The organism is Bacillus sp. P4_D3 (genome assembly GCF_056401855.1).
Genome location: NZ_JBFUIN010000007.1, coordinates 37,863 through 58,110, shown reverse-complemented (window position 1 = coordinate 58,110; position 20,248 = coordinate 37,863). Strand labels below are relative to the sequence as shown.

The window sequence follows — 20,248 nt, the reverse complement described above, 5'->3', positions numbered from 1 at the left end:
TTTTTCATTAATACTCTAATAATTTTTTAGCTACATCTTCTGGTACTTTAAAACTATTTTTATTTTTTATTTTACTAATTTTCAATTCAACCTCAACATAAGGGACATCTTTATATACTGTCATAGTACCAATTTCATGTAACTCTTTTTTATCTTTACTCGAATCTAATAATTTCGGTGTATCCTCTTGATACATTTTAAACGTTTTCCCTTGCGGAGTATCTAAAGGAGCCGATTCCATTTCCCACTCATCCATTTTGATTGATTCAAACAACTTTGTGATTTCTTTCTTATCGGTAATTGTTTTTTTATCGCTCGAATCAATAAGCGATTCTATTTCAATTTTTTGTGCCTTTTCTAAGCTAACATCAGACTTTTCTTTCTTCGCACTACATCCTATTAAAAGAATAGATGTGGTTAGCAGAAACAAAAACAACATATAAATTTTTTTCATTTCTAATCCCCCTACTTTATATGGAGCTACTTTTCTCGCTTTTTGTTTGCCGAAAATGAAAATAAAATAAAAGCGTCACTGCGATAGTACCTATTAATATTGGGACATATAAGGGTAGATCCCATTTAATATATACTCTAGTGCAACCAAAAAGCACAAACAAAACAAAAGTTTTACATATTTCATTTCTTACCTACCATTTCTATTTTCACATATGGATTTTCCTTCTCGATAAGCGCCAAAAATTCATCCGGATTTTGCGGCATCGCAATCATATGTACTTTATATGCATTCGTTGTAATCTCAAATGATTTTCCAACTTGACGAACAACCCTTATATCTTTTAATACAACGTCGTCATTTAAAATTCCGTATTTTAAAATACCATTTTCCACTTTATGTTTTTTAATGAACATTTCCCAAACGAGAGGGACATTTACAATAAAACATAATCCCATCCCAATTAGAGCTGAAGCCCAATCCCCTTTTCTTGTAAAGAACATAACTATTGGATATACCACCATAAAAGCTAACGTTATACTAACGAAAATTATTCCTAACTTACTTCTCTGAATTGGAAAGTTCATACCCACACCCCCCTTAACCAAATTATACCATGTTTTCCATTTTAGTTCATGAAAAAAGGCCATTTATGAATGACCTTTTTAAACAGTATACCTATAAAATTTCTTATCTACCTCTAGCACCGGAAAACTTTTTGGCAACTCTTCTATACTCACACTTTGGAAACCATTCTTCTCATAAAAGCGATGCGCCGCTAGAAATTTTACTGTTGTTCCTAAATAAATGTCTTCCAAATTCTTTTCCTTCGCCCAAGAAATTGCTGTTTGAAGTAGCATACTTGATGCACCCCATTCTTTTCCGCGGAACTCTTTCTTCACGAACATTTTTCTTAACGCTACTTGATGCTTCCCAATATCTAATAAAGCTACCGTTCCAGCTACTTTACCATCATAAGTTGCTACCCAAAAGTTTCCGCTGTCTCTTTGATAGAACGTTTCTATTTCTAGTAAGTCCGGCTGCTCTTCTTTCGTAATTGGGACATTGTATTCTTTTTGCTGAATATGAACAATGAGATCTACTACTTCATCTTGAAACTTACTTTCATATGGAATGATACAAATCTTCTCATTCATCGAATTTCTTTCCATTCTGAAGCTAGTAAACTATAAACAGCAATATCCTGAAAATGGTCATACAACCATTCTTCATCTCTTAAAATTCCATCTAACTTAAAGCCTAAGCGTTCTGGGATCGCACGGCTTTTCACATTTTCAACACCGCAACGGATTTCAATTTTATTCAGCTTTAAATTTTCAAATGCATATTGAAGTACAGCCTTCACACTACGTGTCATAACACCTTTTCCACCAGCATCTTCTGCAAGATAATATCCAAGACTCGTAGCTTTCTTACCCCAGCTCACTGGATGAATACCTACCATCCCAACGAGCTTTCCTTTGTAGCGGATACCACTTTCAAAACCGTCTCCCTCTGCAAATTTCTTTAACCACATCGGAAAAATATCATCATAAGCAGCAGCAGATTTCGTCCCATCCACCCAAGGAAGCCATCTTCTTAAATGATTACGGTTTTGATCTAATAATTGATATAATTCCTCTTTATGATGTTTTTCTAATAGTTGTAATTCGATTTCATCATCTACTCGGAGTGTGAACATGTTTTTTAGCCCCTTTTCATTTTTCTTATTATTCTAACATTTAAAACTAAAGAAATGCACCATAATATATCAACGTTTTTTGAAATATATCGGCTTATCGACTAGATTCGACAACGCTGTACACCCACAACAGCACAAAAAAGACGCACAGCCATAGCTATGCGTCTTTCTTCTTACTTCTCTGCAACTTGAACTTCTTTTACGTAAGCTGCTTCGAATTTTTGGATGTCACCTGCGCCCATGAAAATAAGAACGCCGTTTTTATGTTTCTTTAATACCTCTGTTGTTGTATCTGTAATTAGCTCTGCGCCATCGATACGTTTTTGCAGATCTTCAATTGTTAATTCACCTTTGTTTTCACGTGCTGATCCGAAAATATCACATAAGTATACTTGGTCAGCTTTACTTAGGCTTTCTGCGAACTCATCTAAAAATTTCTCTGTACGTGAGAATGTATGTGGCTGGAATACAGCGACAACTTCACGCTCTGGATGTTTTTGACGAGCTGCTTCAATCGTTGCATTAATTTCTGTCGGATGGTGTGCATAGTCATCAATGATAACTTGCTCTCCCATCGGTTTTTCATTAAAGCGACGTTTAACACCTTCAAATGTCGTTAGTTGATGTTTAACCGCTTCTACATCAACGTCTTCGTAATGGCAAAGCGCGATAACTGCTAATGCATTTAATACGCTGTGATCGCCGTATCCTGTAATTTTGAACGTGTCATAATACGTATTACGAACGAATACATCGAATATAGTACCATCAGTTCTCTTTTGAATGTTACGTGCTTGGAAATCATTATCTTCTCCAAATCCATAGAAAATAACAGGTACTTTCGCTTGAATTTTTTGAAGTTCTTCATCATCACCACATGCAATAATACCTTTTTTCACTTGCAATGCCATCTCTTGGAATGCATTAAATACATCATTGATGTCTGAAAAATAATCTGGATGATCGAAATCAATATTTGTCATAATTGCATAGTCTGGATAGTAAGACAAGAAATGACGACGATACTCACAAGCTTCAAATACAAAATACTTACTATTTTCTACCCCATGCCCAGTTCCATCTCCAATAAGGTAAGATGTTGGGTGTGCGCCTTGCATTACATGGGCTAACAAACCTGTAGTTGATGTTTTTCCATGTGCACCAGTTACTGCAACACTTGTGTACTGATTCATAAGGTCACCTAAGAAGTGATGATAACGATGTACTGGGATATTTAATTCTTTTGCTGCTACGATTTCTTCATGCGTATCAGGAAATGCGTTTCCCGCGATAATCACTTGTCCTTCTTTAATATTATTTTTATCAAAAGGAAGGATGGAAATACCACGCTTTTCCAATGCTATTTGTGTAAAGAAACGCTTTTCATAATCAGACCCTTGAACAGTATGCTTCATGTCATGAAGAATTTGTGCTAATGAACTCATTCCTGTTCCTTTAATTCCTACAAAATGGTAAACTGTCATCTTAAAGAACCTCCAACATTTCGAACTAATACAACGGCCTATCTATAAGACAGTATATGAATCTTTTCTTATTTTGGTAATCATCATACATTTCTGATGCAGTGAATTTCTTTTTATATTCACTTATCAGTGATAAACTCGTACGTACTTCTTTTATGTCCATAACACATTTATTATAGCAAAAAACAAGCTGCTATACTATGATAACAGAAAAACTGATAGGGTCAATCACCTATCAGTTTTTCTCGCTTTTACATATCTTCTTTTGTTTCTAATTGAACACGCTCTAGACGTGAATTTGGACGGTATTTACGACCAGCTTTTGCTTCTGGTTTTCCATTTAATTCTACGTTATCACCAGTAAAACCAATATTCATTTTTAATAAGCTACTTCCTACTCCGTATATATCGACAGGAACATTTTGAGCTTCAAATTCACGAATACGCTTCTCATCAAACCCACCAGTTACAACGATATCTACATGTTGGAACCCTTCCTCATCAAGAGCCTTACGAAGTGCAAATACAAGTGATGGATTTACACCACGCGGATCGAATGTTCCAAGTACTTCTGGGTGACGAATGAAGTATTGATCAATCATTGTACGAGACGTATCGACACGTACACCTTTTAATGTTGATCCAAATTCACGCGCTACGCGAAGTGCATCTGTAATGACATCATTGTTATAATCAATTAGTACGACTAATTCATCTTCTGGGAATTTTTTATGATATGCCTTTGCTGCTTCAACAACATCACCATTAAACATTTGAATTAAAGCGTGAGGCATCGTCCCCATACCACTTCTGCCCCACCATTCATTCATTGCATGCGTCGCTTGTGCGCTCATACCTCCGATGTATGCCGCATAACCGTCACCAGCTTGTTGCGTATAATGATCATCACGATCTCCCATGAAAATAACCGGTTTTTCTTTATCTACACTACGTGCAGCTTGGACAACGTTATATACGTTTGTCGCAACTGATGTACGACGAGCTAAAATCCCATCAATTACACCTTCTAAAAAGCCGAAGTATTCATAAGGACCATGAATTGTTAAAACTGTTTCAAACGGACTAATATTATCGCCATCCTTTAAAGAATGAATTTCTAATTCCTCAGGATTTTTGGCGAATGTTTGTAGCAATGCGATTACCTCATCTGCTCCGCAAAGAACTGAATGTTCTTTTTGGAAAAACTGCATTGTTACAACACTTTTCGGGCGAAATTCTTCAATGATTTCTCTAGTTTTTAAAAAGTAAACGGCAGAGAACCAGCCTTCTCCAACACGTTCATCAAATTTAAATGTTTTATTTGTTAGTCGATTTATTTCACCTTTTAATTTTAATTCAATTTCTTTCATGTCGCTTTACTCCCTACTTTACTATCCAACATTTTCTCTTAGTATACAGCAAAACCGTTTCCTATACATTCGTTTCCTGCATAGCGGCAAATTCATCCTCGGAAATAAGGACATCTCTCGGTTTCGTTCCTCTTGCTTCAGAAATAATCCCTTGCGATTCCATCTCTTCAATTAGACGTGCCGCGCGATTATAACCAATGCGGAATTTTCTCTGTACAGAAGATGTGGACGCTCCCCCTTGCTCTACAACAAATTGACATGCATCAAAAAATAGTTCATCTTCAGACTCACTCTGCTCTGATTTTGCTAATAAATCCTCTTGCTTAAATAAGTAGTTTGGCTTCATTTGCTTTTTCACATGATCAACGGTTCTTTCAATCTCATCATCTGATACGTATACACCTTGTACACGAACTGGTTTAGATGTGCCGTTTCCTAAAAATAGCATATCACCACGGCCAAGTAATTTCTCCGCGCCCCCAATATCGATAATCGTACGCGAATCAACTTGAGATGATACCGTAAACGAAATACGCGTTGGAATGTTTGATTTAATTAAACCTGTAATAACGTCTACAGATGGACGCTGCGTCGCAACTAATAAGTGAATACCACAAGCACGAGCTTTTTGTGCAATACGACAAATCGCTTCCTCAACATCACCAGGAGCAACCATCATTAAGTCCGCTAACTCGTCAATGACAATTACAATATAAGGTAATGTCTCACCTGGGATTTCTCTCCCACTTACAATCGTATTGTAACGAGTCAAATCACGAGCACCAGCATGAGCAAACAATTCATAACGACGTTCCATCTCTTCAACCGCCCACTTTAACGCGGCTGTAGCTGCTTTTACGTCAGTAATAACAGGTGCTACAAGATGTGGAACAGAATTGTATGGTGCCAGCTCAACCATCTTCGGATCAATTAGTATCAACTTCACTTCATGCGGCTTCGCTTTATATAAAATGCTCGTTAAAATCGCGTTAATGCACACACTTTTCCCTGAACCAGTTGCACCCGCAATAAGTCCATGTGGCATTTTTCGAATATCCGTTACAATTGGATCACCTGAAATATCAAGCCCCAGCGCAACTGTAAGCGGTGATTCACTCTTTGTAAATACAGGACTTCTTAAAATTTCACGAAGGAATACTGGCTTACTTTCCTTATTCGGAACTTCAATTCCAATTGCACTCTTCCCTGGAATTGGTGCTTCAATTCGAATATCTTTCGCAGCTAAACTTAACTTAATATCATCACTTAAATTTGTAATTTTATTTACTTTCACACCTGGGTCTGGTTGTACTTCAAAACGAGTTACCGCCGGCCCTTGTGACACATTAATAACATGTGCTCCAACATGGAAATTATTAAATGTCGTATTTAATAATTCTTCCTGTTCTTCTAGCCACTCCGTATTATCTAATGCTGCCTGCTGTGGAATCGACAACAACGTTAATGGCGGAAATTCATACTTCGGCGGCGTTTGTAGTACGTTGCGCATATCGTTCTCTTTTTGATTTACAACATATGCTTTCTCTTGTACTTGTTCAGCCACCACTACTTGTTGCATCGGTTTTTCTTCTACTTGTGGTTCCACTACCACTTGCTGCATTGGCTTTTCTTCCACTTGAGCTTCTACTACCACTTGCTGCATTGGTTTTTCTTCCACTTGAGCTTCTACTACCACTTGCTGCATCGGTTTTTCTTCCACTTGAGCTTCTACTACCACTTGCTGCATTGGTTTTTCTTCCACTTGAGCTTCTACTACCACTTGCTGCATCGGTTTTTCTTCCRCTTGGGYTTCTACTACCACTTGCTGCATCGGTTTTTCTTCTACTTGGGTTTCTACCACTACTTGCTGCATTGGTTTTTCCGTTACTCGTTCACCCACAGTAGATTGCGTTACGTTCGTTCGTACCGCATGTCTTTCCATTAACTTCTTTCTGTCTTGTTTTAACATGACAACGTTAAATGGAACATGACGCTTTTTCTCACGTTTCGGCTCTTCTTTTTGTGCAGCAGGCTGTTCTTCAACAACTTGTTTCTTTTCTTCAGCTTCTTCAATTAAAACATTCGCAAAGCTTTGAACATCTTTCTTCGTTTGCTCATCTGCTTCTGAAACTGGTACGAATACTTCACTTTCTTCCATGAACTCAATTGTTTCTTGCTGAGAAATCACTGGTTGCTCTTCAACTGCTATATTTTCTAACGACCCTGTATTCATCGTTTCTTCAATTACTTCTTCTTGCGGTGTTTCCTCTAATGCGAATTCCGTAACTGATTCTATTTCCTTAGATTCCTCTAATTCCACAGCTTCTTCTGCTTCCTCAGATTCTTCTAACTCCGCAACTTCTTCTGCTTCCTCAGATTCTTCTAATTCCACAACTTCTTCTGCTTCCTCAGACCCCTCTAATTCCACAACTTCTTCTGCTTCCTCAGACCCCTCTAATTCCACAACTTCTTCTGCTTCCTTAGGTTCTTCTAATTCCGCAACTTCTTCCGCTTCCTTAGRTTCTTCTAACTCCRCARCTTCTTCYGCTTCYTTAGATTCYTCTAAYTCCGCARCTTCTTCYGCTTCTTTAGATTCCTCTAATTCCRCAACTTCTTCTRCTTCCTCAGATTCTTCTAACTCCGCAACTTCTTCTGCTTCCTTAGATTCTTCTAATTCCACAACTTCTTCTGCTTCCTTAGATTCTTCTAACTCCGCAGCTTCTTCTGCTTCCTTAGATTCTTCTAACTCCGCAGCTTCTTCTAATTCCACTTCTTCTGCTTCCTTAGATTCTTCTTCAAAAGCATCTGGTATTTCTATAGTAATTGTTTCTTCAAGTTTTTCATCTGCTTTTACAATGACTACATCTTCTAAGGTTTCTTCTTCGACTTGATTTGCTGCAACTTCAGCAACAGTTTCTTCTATTTCTGTATTACATTCATTTTCTTCTGTTAATATCGAATACACATGCTCTACTTTAGAATCTATTGACTCTTCTTGTAAAGTTTCTTCGTTATCTTCTGTAGATGATAACTTCACTACATCTTGCTCCTGCTTCAAGGCTTGTACAATTGTAGCCTCTTCTTCCACATGCTGTCCTACTGTTTTATGAAGCAAATCATCACTTAGGCTTTCTTCTAATGAAGGGGCTTGACGTTCAACTTCGTAACCGTTTTTCTCTAACCATGTATCCACAACCGATTTTTCTTCTACTTTATTACTTCGTTCGTTCACTCCATTCTTAACAGATGAACTTCCTTGTAGAACTCCCGAAAAGTCAGATAATGTATATCCCTTTTTCTCTAACCATGCGTCAACAACAGCTTTTCCTTCAACAGATATTTCAAGATCTTCTCTTTCCTTTTCTTCCTCCTGCACAACCTTCGTTTCTACTGAAGGACGGTTATATCCATAAATCGGAGAAATCATTTCTGTTGGACGAAATGGTCTACGGTTACTTTCTTGCGACGGTACGAATGCTTTTTTTACGACAGGCTCTGGTTCCGGTTCATATTGCAATTCCGGTTCTTCATATGTAGGGGCTTCTGTTTCCACATACGATCGTCTACTTCTTTCCACTTTTATTCCTCTTTGAGTAGGCTGTTCTTCATATGTTCCTCTTTGAATAGTTTGTTCTTCAAAGTTAGGCAGTTCTCTTACATCCTCCTCATCGAAGCCATTATCTGGTATTAATGGAAAACGACATTTCCCTGCATTCCGATTTGCCATTTGTGCTTCTCTTGCTTCAGTGTAGTGGTTTACACGAGGAATTTTCGGCTGACTTGCAATTTGCTTTGGTACTTCTTTATTCATCGCTGTTTTTTCTTCCTCTTTGTTAAACAGCTTTTTCATCCAATCTAACATGCTTACCACTCTTTCTACTAAATAGTAACAACCTTTATTGTATCAGCATTCGGCAAAAAGTGCAGGTAAAATTAAGCATCTTAACTTTATCCATAATATTCTAATTTACGAGTGTTTTGTATATAGAAAAAAGCAGCCTTCCATATAAGACTGCAATTTAAGCTTTATTTTTCCGATATTCATCTACACTATCCGTCACGCTTTGTAATAAAACATTTACATACTGTGGGTCAGATAATTTTTTGTCTTCTTCTGGGTTTGACATAAATCCGAGTTCTAATAGTACTCCGGGTACTTTCGACCAATTAAATCCAGAAAGATCATCTCGAAATTTAATTCCATTTACTTTCACCTGATGATTTCCCCTCATTTTGTTTACAATTGTTTGAGAGACTTGAAAACTTTCAGCATAGATTTCTTTCGTATATTGATTTCCTTCCGCTGGCGTCAATACAGCGAACCCACTTTGGTTTGGATTTTCAGAACCATCCGCGTGAAGACGTAAAAATAAATTCGCCTTATGATCATTCGCGAATGCCGCTCGTTCCTTATTACTTATATCAACCTCATGTAACGTTCTTGTCATCAATACTTGTATACCTTTTGCTTCCAGTTTTTCTTTCAATATAAAAGCCATCTCTAATACAAGAACTGATTCCCTCTTTTTCGTTACAACTCCCGTTGTTCCGTCTGTTACTTTATATTTTTGCGTAGTTGCTCCTGGACCAATTGGCTCTAAATTTAAATTCGCTTTTTGTTGATGCCCCGGATCAATAACGACGAGAAACTTCTCTTGTTTCTCATTACTCTCTACTTTTTGTTCATTATTTTGTACGGGCTGTTCAGTCGTCTGTGCCGGCGGGATTTCCTCTGTCTTTTCTTTGGCCGACACTTCCTCCTGCTTAAGTTCAACTTGTTCATTCGTTTGAATTGCTTGCGGTTCTTCTTTCTTTTCTTGTTCTTCTTGCTGCTTTTCTACCGGTGCGTCTTCTTTTTTATCGCTGTTTTTTTCTTGTACAGAAGATGTTGTTTCTTTTTTCGGTTGTTCTTGTGAACAACCTCCCATATATATTCCAATGACTGCAATAGCGCACATTATTTTTATATGCTTCATTTTTCTCTCCTATCACTTTGCACCGGGCTCAAAGCATTTTCTTATAGTATTTTTATAATATCATCCATATTTCCAATATAAATCGGTTGCCACGTTTCCGTACCGCGCTCAGCTGTATAAACAGGGTAAGTATCTTCAGCTACATTAACGAAAACAGGATCTCCCATATCCGTTTCATATCCGATGACAATCCATCCTTCTTGCCATTTTCCACTTTCATTGCTTATTAATGAATTTTTATGTTTATCATATCGGTAACCGATTTGTCCTTTTTCTAATTCATCTTCGCTAAATAAATATATTTCATAGGAACCTAACTCGATATCTTGCTGTTTTGAAGTTTCAATTCGTTTCAGAAGTTCTACAATTTTTGGTTGTTGTTTCATACGTCTATCCCCTTCTTTTTTCTAAATTTTACCTAATCTATTTTTAAAATACAATATAGATTTTGAGAGGAAACGTTACAATGCTAGGAATTCCGCACAAAAAAAATAGCCTCACGTATGCGAGGCTACTTTTCTAATATCAATTAAAATTTAAACTCTTGTCCAACTTCAAAGCTATCTTCTAATACAAGAATACCTTTTTCTTCTGGAGCATCTGGAAGCTCTAATTCACGTGCAGAGCAAATCATTCCAGAAGAAGGAACACCGCGAAGTTCAGCTGGTTTAATTAACATACCACTTGGCATTACAGCACCGATTTTTGCAACAACAACTTTTTGTCCTGCATCAACGTTTGGTGCACCACATACGATTTGTAATGTTTCTGTACCGATTTCTACTGTACAGATGTTTAATTTATCAGCATTTGGATGCTTCTCTTTTTCAGCTACATAGCCTACAACAAATTTCGGCGTAAAGTCAGCTTCTACTTTTTCTTCAAAGCCGTTCTTTGCTAAAATGTCGTTAATTTTTTCAACAAACTCTTTCGTTAATGTAACGTTTCCGTTGTCTGTTACTTCTACATAAGAAGACGCATTAAAGATGTTGAATCCTCCTGTTACGTTGCTTTCACGATCATAAACGCGAGCAACATCTCCTTTGCGGTCAAATGTACGGTTTTCTAAAGTAATATCTTGTAAGGTAACAATTAAAGTGTCACCAATTCCTTCAAGGTTGTAAAAAACGTTCACTTCGTTCATCCTTTCTCTTTTCCATCTGTCTTCTTCCGATTCTTCGCTAAAATAAAGATTGGTTCGAAGTCCCCATCTTCATATACGAATGAAAGTGATGTAATCGGAACATGCCCTTCGGCAAAAAATTTCATTGTCATTTGTGCAATAATATCATAACCGATTTCGTTGACGATATCAGCAATAATTAATACATCTTGGTGAGGAACTGCAACAACCATATCACCAGAGATCTTTTCACGCATCGAGTGTAGTAACGATTCGTTTAAAATACGACTCGCATCGTATCCATCATTTGTGTTTAAAAAGTAGAATGTATTGCCTGCTACTGTGTCCTGCTTAAATTCATAGCCTAATGAGCGAGCATTAAATAATGCCATTTCACGTACTTGTTCCTCTGTAAGCTCTAATTTTTGCAATAAGCGCTCATCAATTAATCGATACGTTTTATTAGAATCTAGCGCATAGTAAATACGTGTTTCCGCCGTATGGTCCGTCATAAGAAACAGATTTCCTTCTTCTGATTGTTTCGGGAAAGAAGTAGAGCGAATAACAGGTAAAATTTTCGCCGTGCTATTTTCTTCTTTATGCATTGCAATTAGCGCTTCTTGTACGTAATAAGCGACCTCTTCAATCGCTTTTTCTTTGTTCACTTCCCATTTTGCCACTACTCCTGGAAGTGATACGTTAATACCTTTTTTCGAGTCTATTTGTTCAATACGAAGAACTTCTTTCTCACTATCATAATGAAAGTCCCATTCTGGTCGAGATAATTTCTTCATTAACTCGTCTTTCATCTTTTTACTTGTCATTTTCATCTCTTTTTCCTCCCTTCCAAAAAAATAACCTCCCCCGCGAAGGTAGAGGTTGTTTTTACAATTCAATTGGCTAATTGTCTTATTTTAAACCTTCAATAAACTCTTCGATTTGCTCTTGTGTTTTACGATCTTTATTTACATAGCGTCCAGTTTCTTCACCTTTATTGTACGCTACAAAGCTTGGAATGCCAAATACGTCTACTTTCACGCATAGATCAATAAACTCATCACGATCTACATAGTAAAATGAGAAATCACTATACTTCTCTTCTACTTCTGGCATAAATGGATCAACGAAACGGCAATCTGGGCACCATTCTGCTGAGAACATGAAGACTACATTCTCTTCATTTTTTAATTCTTGGAATTGTTCCATGCTTTCTAATGATTTCATCTATATTTCCTCCTCTAACGAGTGCACTTTTTTCACACTATAATCTTTTCTTTATACTACCATACATCGCGCATGGTGCAAGGTTTATGCTTGCTTTTCATCATACTTATATTGCCCAACAAGTAACTTAACAACGTGTACAAATAATTCCGTTCGGTCGACATAATCATCTGTAAAAATACCGATAGCACCTTCGTGACTACGAATATCTTTTCGCTCTACAAACTCTTCCATCACTTCACTTAGCTCTTTTCCTTCTTCAAGCGGTGCTAAAAAATCGTCTGGTAACTTAATACGTGCCCCGCCTGCTACAAATGTTTTACCGTCAATCGTCGCTAAAGCACCCCARTTACACATAAATAACCCATGCTCCGTTTTCATAACGCCRCCTTCTAGCCCAATGCCGATATGAGCTTCACCTTCCTGTAACGCTCTCTTCGCCCTATTTACTGCTCCTTGCATCGTCTCTTCATCTGAGAAAGGCTGGTTTGCCACTCCTGACGTAACAGAAAGAGATGTAATTTCAGCATCTTTCCAAACCTTCTCCACAGCCCCAACTTTCGTTTTATTCTTCGATCCAACTACTACCTTCATTTCACTCACCTCTATATAAATTCATTATTCTATCCTAATACTAGCCTCGAACACCAAATCGGTCTTCATGACTGAGGCTTATACGTAGTGCAACTGACCGCACACACGCATCGCTGGGTCATCTCTCCCATCAAAAAAAGAAAGTAGCTTTCCACAATATTTTCAGCTCCGAACACAAAAACAGTCTCCCGCTTTCTTCCTATCCGGGGTTTAAATGCATCGCTCGACCACCAATTAAGCACTAACCGCTACCACGCATCGCTGGGCCATCTCTCCTACCTAAAAAAAGAAAAGGTTTTCCCAAAACAGCCTTCCCCTCTTTTCCTATCCGCGGTCTTAATACATCATTCGACCACCAATTAAGCACTGACCGCCACCACTCATCGCTAGGCCATCTCTCCTACCTAAAAAAAGAAAGGCTCTTCAGCCCTTCCTTTCTACGCGTTATTCTTAATTGTCTCTAACGTCGTTTTGTCCGTCGCTCTCACAAGCTTCGTAATTAATTCCTTCGCTGCCGCATAATCATCAACATGTAAAATAGAAGCATGTGTATGAATGTAACGTGCACAAACACCAATTACTGCTGATGGGATACCAGAGTTACTTGTATGTACACGGCCCGCATCTGTACCACCTTGTGAAATAAAGTATTGGTACGGAATGTTATGTGTTTCTGCTGTATCCAAAATAAATTCGCGCATTCCTCTATGTGTTACCATTGTGCGGTCATAAATACGAAGAAGCGCTCCTTTTCCTAATTGACCGAACTGCGTCTTATCACCAGATGCATCATTTGCTGGACTTGCATCAAGCGCATAGAAAATATCTGGTTGAATCATATTTGCAGCAGTTTGTGCTCCGCGAAGACCTACTTCTTCTTGTACAGTCGCACCAGAGTATAATGTGTTTGGTAATGTTTCATCTTTTAATTCTTTTAGCAATTCGATAGCAAGGCCACATCCATAGCGGTTGTCCCAAGCTTTCGCCATAATTTTCTTCTCATTTGCCATCGGCGTGAATGGACAGATTGGCACGATTTGTTGCCCTGGCTTTATGCCAATTTCAATCGCATCTTCATAACTATCTGCACCTATATCAATTAACATATTTTTTATATCCATCGGTTTTGCACGTTGCGCATCACTTAATAAATGAGGCGGAATAGAACCAACAACCCCAATAACAGGACCATTCTTCGTCATAACTTGTACACGCTGAGCTAATAGTACTTGGCTCCACCAGCCACCTAACGTTTGAAAACGAAGCATCCCATTTTTCGTAATTTGCGTAACCATGAAACCTACTTCATCCATATGACCTGCTACAAGAACGCGCGGGCCAGTTTCGTCCCCTTTTTTCAGACCAAATACGCTACCTAAACCGTCTTGCACAATTTCATCAGCATATTTGCTTAATTCTTGCTTCATAAAACGGCGTACATCATGTTCAAAACCTGATGCACCTTGTAATTCTGTTAACGTACGAAATAATTGTAATGTCTCTTTATTCACGAAGTCCCCTTCTTTCAAACCTTAGTAGAATACCTCTTTTATTGTAACGAAATTTTCGAAATGTTTCTAGTTTCTTCTTTTTTAGTTGCATTTGCATTATAATTATTATTGGTACACTATTTTTATTTTACAGAATTGAGGTGAATATATGAGCTGGAAAGGTTTAGTCACAGGTCTTGGCGTTGGGTTCGCAGCTGGTTATTTCGTTGCAAACAAAGTACAAGAACAATCCCATATTTCTTCAGAAAAAGCATTGAAAATGGTGAAACAAGCATTAAGTCATAAAGGTGAAATTACTGGCTCTTGGGTACATATGGTTCCAGAGACATTTGAAAAATATGATGTCGCGTACGAAGTTTATCGCGGCGGTCTTACAACGATGTTAGATGAAATACAAGAACGATTTGAATTTTTAGTTGATGCTAAAACAGGCACTGTCTTAGAAGTTATAGCAGCATAAAAAAAGCTAGTAATTACTAGCTTTTTTAAGCTTCTACAATCGTTTTTCTCTCTATCTTTTCCACTATATGCCCTTCTTCATTCCACTTTACTGCACGGTAATATGCATCATGATAAAAAGTAAACCACGCCTCTTTTTCAGCACCATACTTCATCCACTTTTGTTTATGTTCAATCGATGTCATCGGATAATCATCGTATGCCATTATCCATAATACATTTTGATGTGCATGCGTCGGTAAAATATCCGCTAAATGAAGCATCGTTTCACCTTGACTTTCAAGAATGACAACGGCATGTCCATCACTATGACCACCTGTATGCGCCATTTTTATTTCATCCGTAATTTCTATTTCTTGCCTGAATGTAACAATCTTATCAACGATTGGCTCCCAATTTTCCTTCCAATATGTATTACGCGATCTAACATTGGGATTTTTCATTTCATTCCATTCAGTCTCACTTACATAAATCGTTGCGTTCGGAAACGCCGGAACAAGGTGGTTTCCCTCCCATTTTGTTAAACCAGATGCATGGTCAAAATGAAGATGTGTCATTAAGACGTAATGAATATCTTCAGTACGCAGTCCCAGTTTTTCTAAAGATTCCTTAACTGATGATTCTTCTGTTACACCTTGATTCCGCTTCATTTTCTCATTCAATTTACCATTCCCTATCCCTGCATCAATAAGCATGTTTCCTTCTTTCGTTTGCAAGAGTAACGGATCTGTTCGTAAATAAATATGATTTGTATCATTATGTTTATATTTGCGTGACCAAAGTACTTTTGGCACAACTCCAAACATCGCGCCTCCATCTAAATGTGTATTCCCACMTTTTAGCCACGTCACTTTTATATTTCCAATTTGTAACTGTTCCATATCCAATCCCCCTTTTTTTATTTAATTTTAACATAATATTCCGATTATTTTTCGTATAAAAAACCTATGCATTACTGCATAGGCTCCGTACGATATTTTGCTTCAACTCGGTAAATACGATGACCTTTACTAGAGAATTTCTCTTCGTATTCTGTCATAATGTTTCCTTCATAATCACTATTATGAAGATCTAGGCTAAGGTAAGTTAATAACATACCATACTCAGCCATACTCATAAGAGAATATTCAAATAAGCTTTGGTTATCAGTTTTGAAATGAATTTCTCCACCATCTACTAACACTTCTTCATAATTGCGTAAAAATGCTTTATACGTTAAACGACGCTTCGTATGACGATTCTTCGGCCATGGATCTGAGAAGTTTAAATAAACGCGGTCAATTTCACCTTTCGCAAAGAAAACTGTTAAATCTTCAGCATCTTTATTAATTAACTTTAAGTTCGGTACTTCTTCTTCAATTAATTTATCAAGTGCATCTACAACAACACTTGTGAATTTTTCAATTCCAATATAGTTTATATGTGGATTTGCTTTTGCCATATCATACATAAAGCGGCCACGTCCTGTACCTACTTCAATATGAATTGGCTGTTCATTTCCAAATACTTCTTTCCAGTTACCAGCGCGCTCCTCTGGGTTCCCAATTACGATATGTGAATACTCATTAATTCGATCCATTGCATAAGGCTTATGTCTTAAACGCATAGATGTCTCCCTCTCTTTACAAAACTATTTTAAAGGAAAAATTCCTTCTTTCTGTTTTAATCAATCTATCAAACAAAAAACCAAGTACGTACGAGCACTCGGTCCGTTTCTTTCAAGTATAAGATGTACCATTTTGATAAAAACTACATAAAGCATTAAACATTCCATGACGAAACAGCTTTTTCTCTTACATTTCTAGGGAGAGAAAAACACTCGAAAGGATGATCCGTTCATGCCAATTAATCAACAGCATCAATTAGAAGTGTTAAAAGATATTTTAATCAATCATCAAAGTGATTGCTGCGGGACAGTTTCTGAATGCGAGCAATTAGAGCGCCTCATTCAATCGTTACTCGCAAACGATAGTATAAGTAGTGACACTAAAGCAATGCTAAACGATGTATATTCTTATAGTCAATCGGGTAAATCTTCCTCTAATTTGGACAACCATATTTCCAATAATCAAGAACAACTTACTCAGTGGATTGCTGGAATGGACAATTTTTCTTAAGTATTATTCTGAAGCAAGTAGTTGCTGTAAATATTGATGCCAATATTTCGCTTCTGCTTGCTGCTTTTTTGTTGTGTGCCATTGAATAGATAAAATCGTTTGTGCTATCACATACCATCTCATACGCCTAAGCAACGATTCATCTAGTTCAACCTCATAATATCCGAGCCACTCACTCCATTCATGGCGCGGAACATACCAATATAATAACATACCAATATCCAGAGCTGGATCAGCAATAACAGCTCCATCCCAATCAATTAAAAACAATTCATCTTCATCCGACAATATCCAATTGTTATGGTTTACATCACAATGGCATACAACGAATTCATTGTACTCAATATCTTTTAATGACCCAGTTAAATATTGAAGACCTTGCTGAATTGTTTCATCAACCCTTATATCTCCTCTTAAAACGAGCTGTAATTGTTGTAATAACTCTTGCCCATGAAGCGGCTGCTTCCCTAGCCTTTGAATCATCTGCACAAGTGCTTTAGAGGAGTGTATTTTCTTCAAAAGTTTCGCAACACGTTCTAGTTTCATATCCTCTGGCTCTAACTTCTGTCCCGGAAGCCATTTTTGAGCAGAAATTACATCACCGTTCGTTACCCTTCTTGTCCAAAGTAATTTTGGAACAATTCCTTCTGCTGACAATACCGCTAAAAAGGGCGATGTATTCCGCTTTAAAAATAACTTTTGTTGTCCGTTTTGCGCAATATATGCATCGCCCGTTACTCCACCAGCCGGTATAAGACTCCACTCTTTTCCTAATAATTGTTCCAACCATTCCATATTCATTACCCGTTAACAAATCCTTATCTTTTATAGTTATGAAAAGAAAAACCGCAACATTTCTACACATGTTGTGGATTCATATATTTTACTGTATTTGAATGAAAAAACTTGGCATAAGCCGAAAACAGGATAAATCACCTGTTCTTCTAGTTTATTTTACAAAATCACTCATAGAATGACAACTTATCAAAATCGTCACCTTTGTCAATTCTACATTTATTACATTCTCATCGTCAAGTAGCGATTTGTCACATTATCGTCAATATATACGTGCTAATTGGAGCCAATTGAAGTTCCTTTCCTCTAAATGAAGAAATTGGCTCTATTTTTGCTTGCTTTTCGTTTACTAACACATGCCACGTTTCTTCTTTTGGAAGCTGCACCGTTTTAGCTTCCAAACCGCTATTGAATAGCACAACAATCTCTTTCCACGGCCCAAATAATTCTACATGTTGCAGGTGGTATGCAAGTGCTTCTTTTGATGTTTGCAAAAAAGTCATATGCTTTTTTATAAGGTCAGCGCTTTTTAATCGGAATGCCCCATGCTCCTTCCGAATCGCAATTAAACCTTTTATATAGTTAACTGTCTCCATCTCTTTTTCTTTTTGATCCCAATCTAATTGATTAATTTCATCATTTGCATTATAACTATTTTCATTTCCTTGCTTCGTACGATAAAACTCTTGCCCCGCATGTAAGAAAGGAATACCTTGTGAAAGAATAACCATTGCAGTCGCTAAGCGATGACGCCTTTTCAAAATTTCTTCTGATTCTGGATTACTTTGCACTAGTTTATCCCACATCGTCATATTGTCATGACATTCTACATAGTTGATGCTTTGTACTGGCTCTAGGAACAATCCTGTTTCTTTCATACTTAAAAGGCTACCAGCTACTACATACTGCAAATGATTACAGTCTACATGCCCACCAAATGCAAAGCCACGTTTATTTATATTAAAAGTACTTCCTTTTACTCCATCACGAAATTGATCATTAAACTGTGCGATATATGGCATTTTATTCGCATTATTTAACGTCGCTTTCTCTTCAAGAGGAAGCGGTGTTTGTAAATCCCATCCTTCACCTAATAACAGCGCATCCTGCTTTATTTTTCGCACTTCTTTTTCTAACGTATTCATCGTTTCAACATCTGAAATCCCCATTAAATCAAATCGGAATCCATCAACATTGTATTCAGTAAGCCAATATAAAACAGATTCTATAATAAATTTCCTCATCATTTTCCGTTCAGATGCTATATCATTTCCAACTCCCGTCCCATTAGAAGGCATACCATCTTCCCCATGACGAAAATAATATCCCGGGACAAGCTTCTCAAATGATGATAATTCTCTTTCATAAACATGATTATATACAACATCTATAATCACTCGAATGCCGTGATCATGAAATGTTTCAATTAGTTGTTTACACTCTACTATCCTGTTATACGGATCAGAAAGGTTTGTAACATAAAATCCTGTTGGTATATTGTAATATAATGGATTATATCCCCAATTATATGCGGAAGCAGGATTCACTTCATCTATACCACCAAAACAATGTAAAGGTAATAGTTCAACATGTGTAACGCCTAAATCTTTTATATGAGCCAATCCTGTTAATGTCCCATTTCGTCCCGTTGTCTCTTCTTCCATCAATCCTTTATATGTTCCCTTTTTATTCACTCCACTGTTTGGATGAATAGTAGCGTCACGAATATGCAGTTCATACAATATGGCATCTGTCATTGACTGTAATGGTGATAATTCCTCTCGTTTTGTTACATTCGTCTTTTCCAAATCGATAACAACGCCGTATTTCCCATTTACAGTCACTGACTTTGCGTAAGGATCAACCGCTTCGTTCCATATTAAATTAATACAAACAAGGAATGTATATCTTGCTCCATCATGATCACCTTGTAATGTATGAATCCACACTCCGTTTTCTTCTCTGTACATTTCATAATCAATATATTCTTTATCATTTTTATAAATCCGTACTTTCGCAAGCCTTGCGGTCGGAGCCCATACTTTAAATATTGTTTCTTCTTTTTTATACACAGCACCTAAGTCGGTACCTTCGTAATAATATTTTTCATCGAAAACTACTGTTCGAATCACAGCGCCTATTTGTAAATCTGTTTCTTCATTCCGTTCATCCCGTACTGTATAATACTTCCCCACATCTAGCGGCTCTTCTATAAAACATTCATACTTCGTTGCATCTGGAAGAGCAATAGTATGAACAATCGGTAACTCTTTCACATTGCTTCCTTCTTGTAAACGAAATGTCCGGCTTGTTCCATACGCATGCGGGAGCAAAATTGTAATTTTATTCATTTCATCTAAATAGGCATCAAATGGACGTTTTACTTTCAACATAAAAAATCACCATCATTCTTAAAGTTAAAATGAAACGAGCTGCACA

20 protein-coding genes are annotated in these 20,248 nt (G+C 37.2%); 2 read left to right on the top strand and 18 right to left on the bottom strand.

What is annotated here, in order from left to right:
• Positions 1-7: 7 nt before the first annotated feature.
• The 14 genes from AC1DTM_RS02785 to AC1DTM_RS02720 form a co-directional block, all read right to left on the bottom strand.
• Positions 8-454, bottom strand: a complete 447-nt coding sequence (locus AC1DTM_RS02785) for a hypothetical protein (RefSeq protein ID WP_016106369.1) — start codon at positions 452-454, stop codon at positions 8-10.
• Between the two features lie 182 nt (positions 455-636).
• Positions 637-1,041: a PH domain-containing protein gene (locus tag AC1DTM_RS02780; RefSeq protein WP_016106370.1), complete on the bottom strand. Its 405-nt coding sequence runs from the start codon at positions 1,039-1,041 to the stop codon at positions 637-639.
• 78 nt (positions 1,042-1,119) lie between these two features.
• Complete coding sequence (locus AC1DTM_RS02775) at positions 1,120-1,611, bottom strand: GNAT family N-acetyltransferase (protein WP_088099569.1); 492 nt, start codon at positions 1,609-1,611, stop codon at positions 1,120-1,122.
• Complete coding sequence (locus AC1DTM_RS02770) at positions 1,608-2,156, bottom strand: GNAT family N-acetyltransferase (protein ID WP_016106372.1); 549 nt, start codon at positions 2,154-2,156, stop codon at positions 1,608-1,610. The genes AC1DTM_RS02775 and AC1DTM_RS02770 overlap by 4 nt, the downstream gene beginning before the upstream one ends.
• Positions 2,157-2,329: 173 nt before the next feature.
• Complete coding sequence (gene murC / locus AC1DTM_RS02765; protein ID WP_002112319.1) at positions 2,330-3,640, bottom strand: UDP-N-acetylmuramate--L-alanine ligase; 1,311 nt, start codon at positions 3,638-3,640, stop codon at positions 2,330-2,332.
• 251 nt (positions 3,641-3,891) lie between these two features.
• Positions 3,892-5,010 (bottom strand): nicotinate phosphoribosyltransferase, encoded by a 1,119-nt coding sequence (locus AC1DTM_RS02760; protein ID WP_002112321.1) that lies wholly within the window; start codon positions 5,008-5,010, stop codon positions 3,892-3,894.
• Positions 5,011-5,071: 61 nt separating this feature from the next.
• Positions 5,072-8,872, bottom strand: a complete 3,801-nt coding sequence (locus tag AC1DTM_RS02755) for a DNA translocase FtsK (protein WP_477000034.1) — start codon at positions 8,870-8,872, stop codon at positions 5,072-5,074.
• Positions 8,873-9,029: 157 nt separating this feature from the next.
• Positions 9,030-9,986, bottom strand: coding sequence for an N-acetylmuramoyl-L-alanine amidase (locus AC1DTM_RS02750; protein WP_016106374.1), 957 nt, complete (start codon positions 9,984-9,986; stop codon positions 9,030-9,032).
• A 41-nt stretch (positions 9,987-10,027) separates the two neighbouring features.
• A complete protein-coding gene (locus tag AC1DTM_RS02745) occupies positions 10,028-10,372 on the bottom strand; it encodes a hypothetical protein (RefSeq protein ID WP_016106375.1) in 345 nt (114 codons plus the stop codon).
• A gap of 143 nt (positions 10,373-10,515) precedes the next feature.
• Positions 10,516-11,130 (bottom strand): YtpR family tRNA-binding protein, encoded by a 615-nt coding sequence (gene ytpR / locus AC1DTM_RS02740; protein WP_002112328.1) that lies wholly within the window; start codon positions 11,128-11,130, stop codon positions 10,516-10,518.
• Complete coding sequence (locus AC1DTM_RS02735) at positions 11,127-11,939, bottom strand: DUF1444 domain-containing protein (protein ID WP_088099571.1); 813 nt, start codon at positions 11,937-11,939, stop codon at positions 11,127-11,129. The genes ytpR and AC1DTM_RS02735 overlap by 4 nt, the downstream gene beginning before the upstream one ends.
• 79 nt (positions 11,940-12,018) lie before the next feature.
• On the bottom strand, positions 12,019-12,333 hold the full coding sequence (locus AC1DTM_RS02730; RefSeq protein WP_002015619.1) for a thioredoxin family protein: 315 nt from the start codon (positions 12,331-12,333) through the stop codon (positions 12,019-12,021).
• 84 nt (positions 12,334-12,417) lie between these two features.
• Positions 12,418-12,927: a DUF84 family protein gene (locus tag AC1DTM_RS02725; protein WP_016106377.1), complete on the bottom strand. Its 510-nt coding sequence runs from the start codon at positions 12,925-12,927 to the stop codon at positions 12,418-12,420.
• A gap of 437 nt (positions 12,928-13,364) precedes the next feature.
• Positions 13,365-14,438 (bottom strand): M42 family metallopeptidase, encoded by a 1,074-nt coding sequence (locus AC1DTM_RS02720; protein ID WP_002123132.1) that lies wholly within the window; start codon positions 14,436-14,438, stop codon positions 13,365-13,367.
• A gap of 148 nt (positions 14,439-14,586) precedes the next feature.
• On the opposite strand from AC1DTM_RS02720, the gene AC1DTM_RS02715 reads away from it, so the two are divergent.
• Complete coding sequence (locus tag AC1DTM_RS02715; protein ID WP_002112333.1) at positions 14,587-14,898, top strand: PepSY domain-containing protein; 312 nt, start codon at positions 14,587-14,589, stop codon at positions 14,896-14,898.
• 25 nt (positions 14,899-14,923) lie between these two features.
• Here AC1DTM_RS02715 and AC1DTM_RS02710 read toward each other — a convergent pair whose 3' ends face one another.
• The gene (locus AC1DTM_RS02710; protein WP_477000033.1) at positions 14,924-15,778 is read right to left on the bottom strand and encodes a YtnP family quorum-quenching lactonase; all 855 of its coding nucleotides are present in this window, start codon (positions 15,776-15,778) and stop codon (positions 14,924-14,926) included.
• A gap of 71 nt (positions 15,779-15,849) precedes the next feature.
• Positions 15,850-16,503, bottom strand: a complete 654-nt coding sequence (trmB, locus tag AC1DTM_RS02705; protein ID WP_016106380.1) for a tRNA (guanosine(46)-N7)-methyltransferase TrmB — start codon at positions 16,501-16,503, stop codon at positions 15,850-15,852.
• A gap of 232 nt (positions 16,504-16,735) precedes the next feature.
• Between trmB and AC1DTM_RS02700 the strand changes: the two genes are divergently transcribed.
• Positions 16,736-17,014, top strand: a complete 279-nt coding sequence (locus AC1DTM_RS02700) for a YtzH-like family protein (protein WP_002160191.1) — start codon at positions 16,736-16,738, stop codon at positions 17,012-17,014.
• Between the two features lie 3 nt (positions 17,015-17,017).
• Here AC1DTM_RS02700 and AC1DTM_RS02695 read toward each other — a convergent pair whose 3' ends face one another.
• Both AC1DTM_RS02695 and pulA read right to left on the bottom strand, forming a co-directional pair.
• The gene (locus AC1DTM_RS02695) at positions 17,018-17,815 is read right to left on the bottom strand and encodes a phosphotransferase family protein (protein ID WP_088099572.1); all 798 of its coding nucleotides are present in this window, start codon (positions 17,813-17,815) and stop codon (positions 17,018-17,020) included.
• Positions 17,816-18,060: 245 nt separating this feature from the next.
• Positions 18,061-20,202, bottom strand: coding sequence for a type I pullulanase (pulA, locus tag AC1DTM_RS02690; protein WP_088099573.1), 2,142 nt, complete (start codon positions 20,200-20,202; stop codon positions 18,061-18,063).
• Positions 20,203-20,248: the final 46 nt, after the last annotated feature.

Bases quoted from the DNA above. Each gene is read 5' to 3' on its own strand.
- AC1DTM_RS02785 (WP_016106369.1), bottom strand. From the start codon at position 454: ATGAAAAAAATTTATATGTTGTTTTTGTTTCTGCTAACCACATCTATT.
- AC1DTM_RS02780 (WP_016106370.1), bottom strand. From the start codon at position 1,041: ATGAACTTTCCAATTCAGAGAAGTAAGTTAGGAATAATTTTCGTTAGT.
- AC1DTM_RS02775 (WP_088099569.1), bottom strand. From the start codon at position 1,611: ATGAATGAGAAGATTTGTATCATTCCATATGAAAGTAAGTTTCAAGAT.
- AC1DTM_RS02770 (WP_016106372.1), bottom strand. From the start codon at position 2,156: ATGTTCACACTCCGAGTAGATGATGAAATCGAATTACAACTATTAGAA.
- murC (WP_002112319.1), bottom strand. From the start codon at position 3,640: ATGACAGTTTACCATTTTGTAGGAATTAAAGGAACAGGAATGAGTTCA.
- AC1DTM_RS02760 (WP_002112321.1), bottom strand. From the start codon at position 5,010: ATGAAAGAAATTGAATTAAAATTAAAAGGTGAAATAAATCGACTAACA.
- AC1DTM_RS02750 (WP_016106374.1), bottom strand. From the start codon at position 9,986: ATGAAGCATATAAAAATAATGTGCGCTATTGCAGTCATTGGAATATAT.
- AC1DTM_RS02745 (WP_016106375.1), bottom strand. From the start codon at position 10,372: ATGAAACAACAACCAAAAATTGTAGAACTTCTGAAACGAATTGAAACT.
- ytpR (WP_002112328.1), bottom strand. From the start codon at position 11,130: ATGAACGAAGTGAACGTTTTTTACAACCTTGAAGGAATTGGTGACACT.
- AC1DTM_RS02735 (WP_088099571.1), bottom strand. From the start codon at position 11,939: ATGAAAATGACAAGTAAAAAGATGAAAGACGAGTTAATGAAGAAATTA.
- AC1DTM_RS02730 (WP_002015619.1), bottom strand. From the start codon at position 12,333: ATGAAATCATTAGAAAGCATGGAACAATTCCAAGAATTAAAAAATGAA.
- AC1DTM_RS02715 (WP_002112333.1), top strand. From the start codon at position 14,587: ATGAGCTGGAAAGGTTTAGTCACAGGTCTTGGCGTTGGGTTCGCAGCT.
- trmB (WP_016106380.1), bottom strand. From the start codon at position 16,503: ATGCGTTTAAGACATAAGCCTTATGCAATGGATCGAATTAATGAGTAT.
- AC1DTM_RS02700 (WP_002160191.1), top strand. From the start codon at position 16,736: ATGCCAATTAATCAACAGCATCAATTAGAAGTGTTAAAAGATATTTTA.
- AC1DTM_RS02695 (WP_088099572.1), bottom strand. From the start codon at position 17,815: ATGAATATGGAATGGTTGGAACAATTATTAGGAAAAGAGTGGAGTCTT.
- pulA (WP_088099573.1), bottom strand. From the start codon at position 20,202: ATGTTGAAAGTAAAACGTCCATTTGATGCCTATTTAGATGAAATGAAT.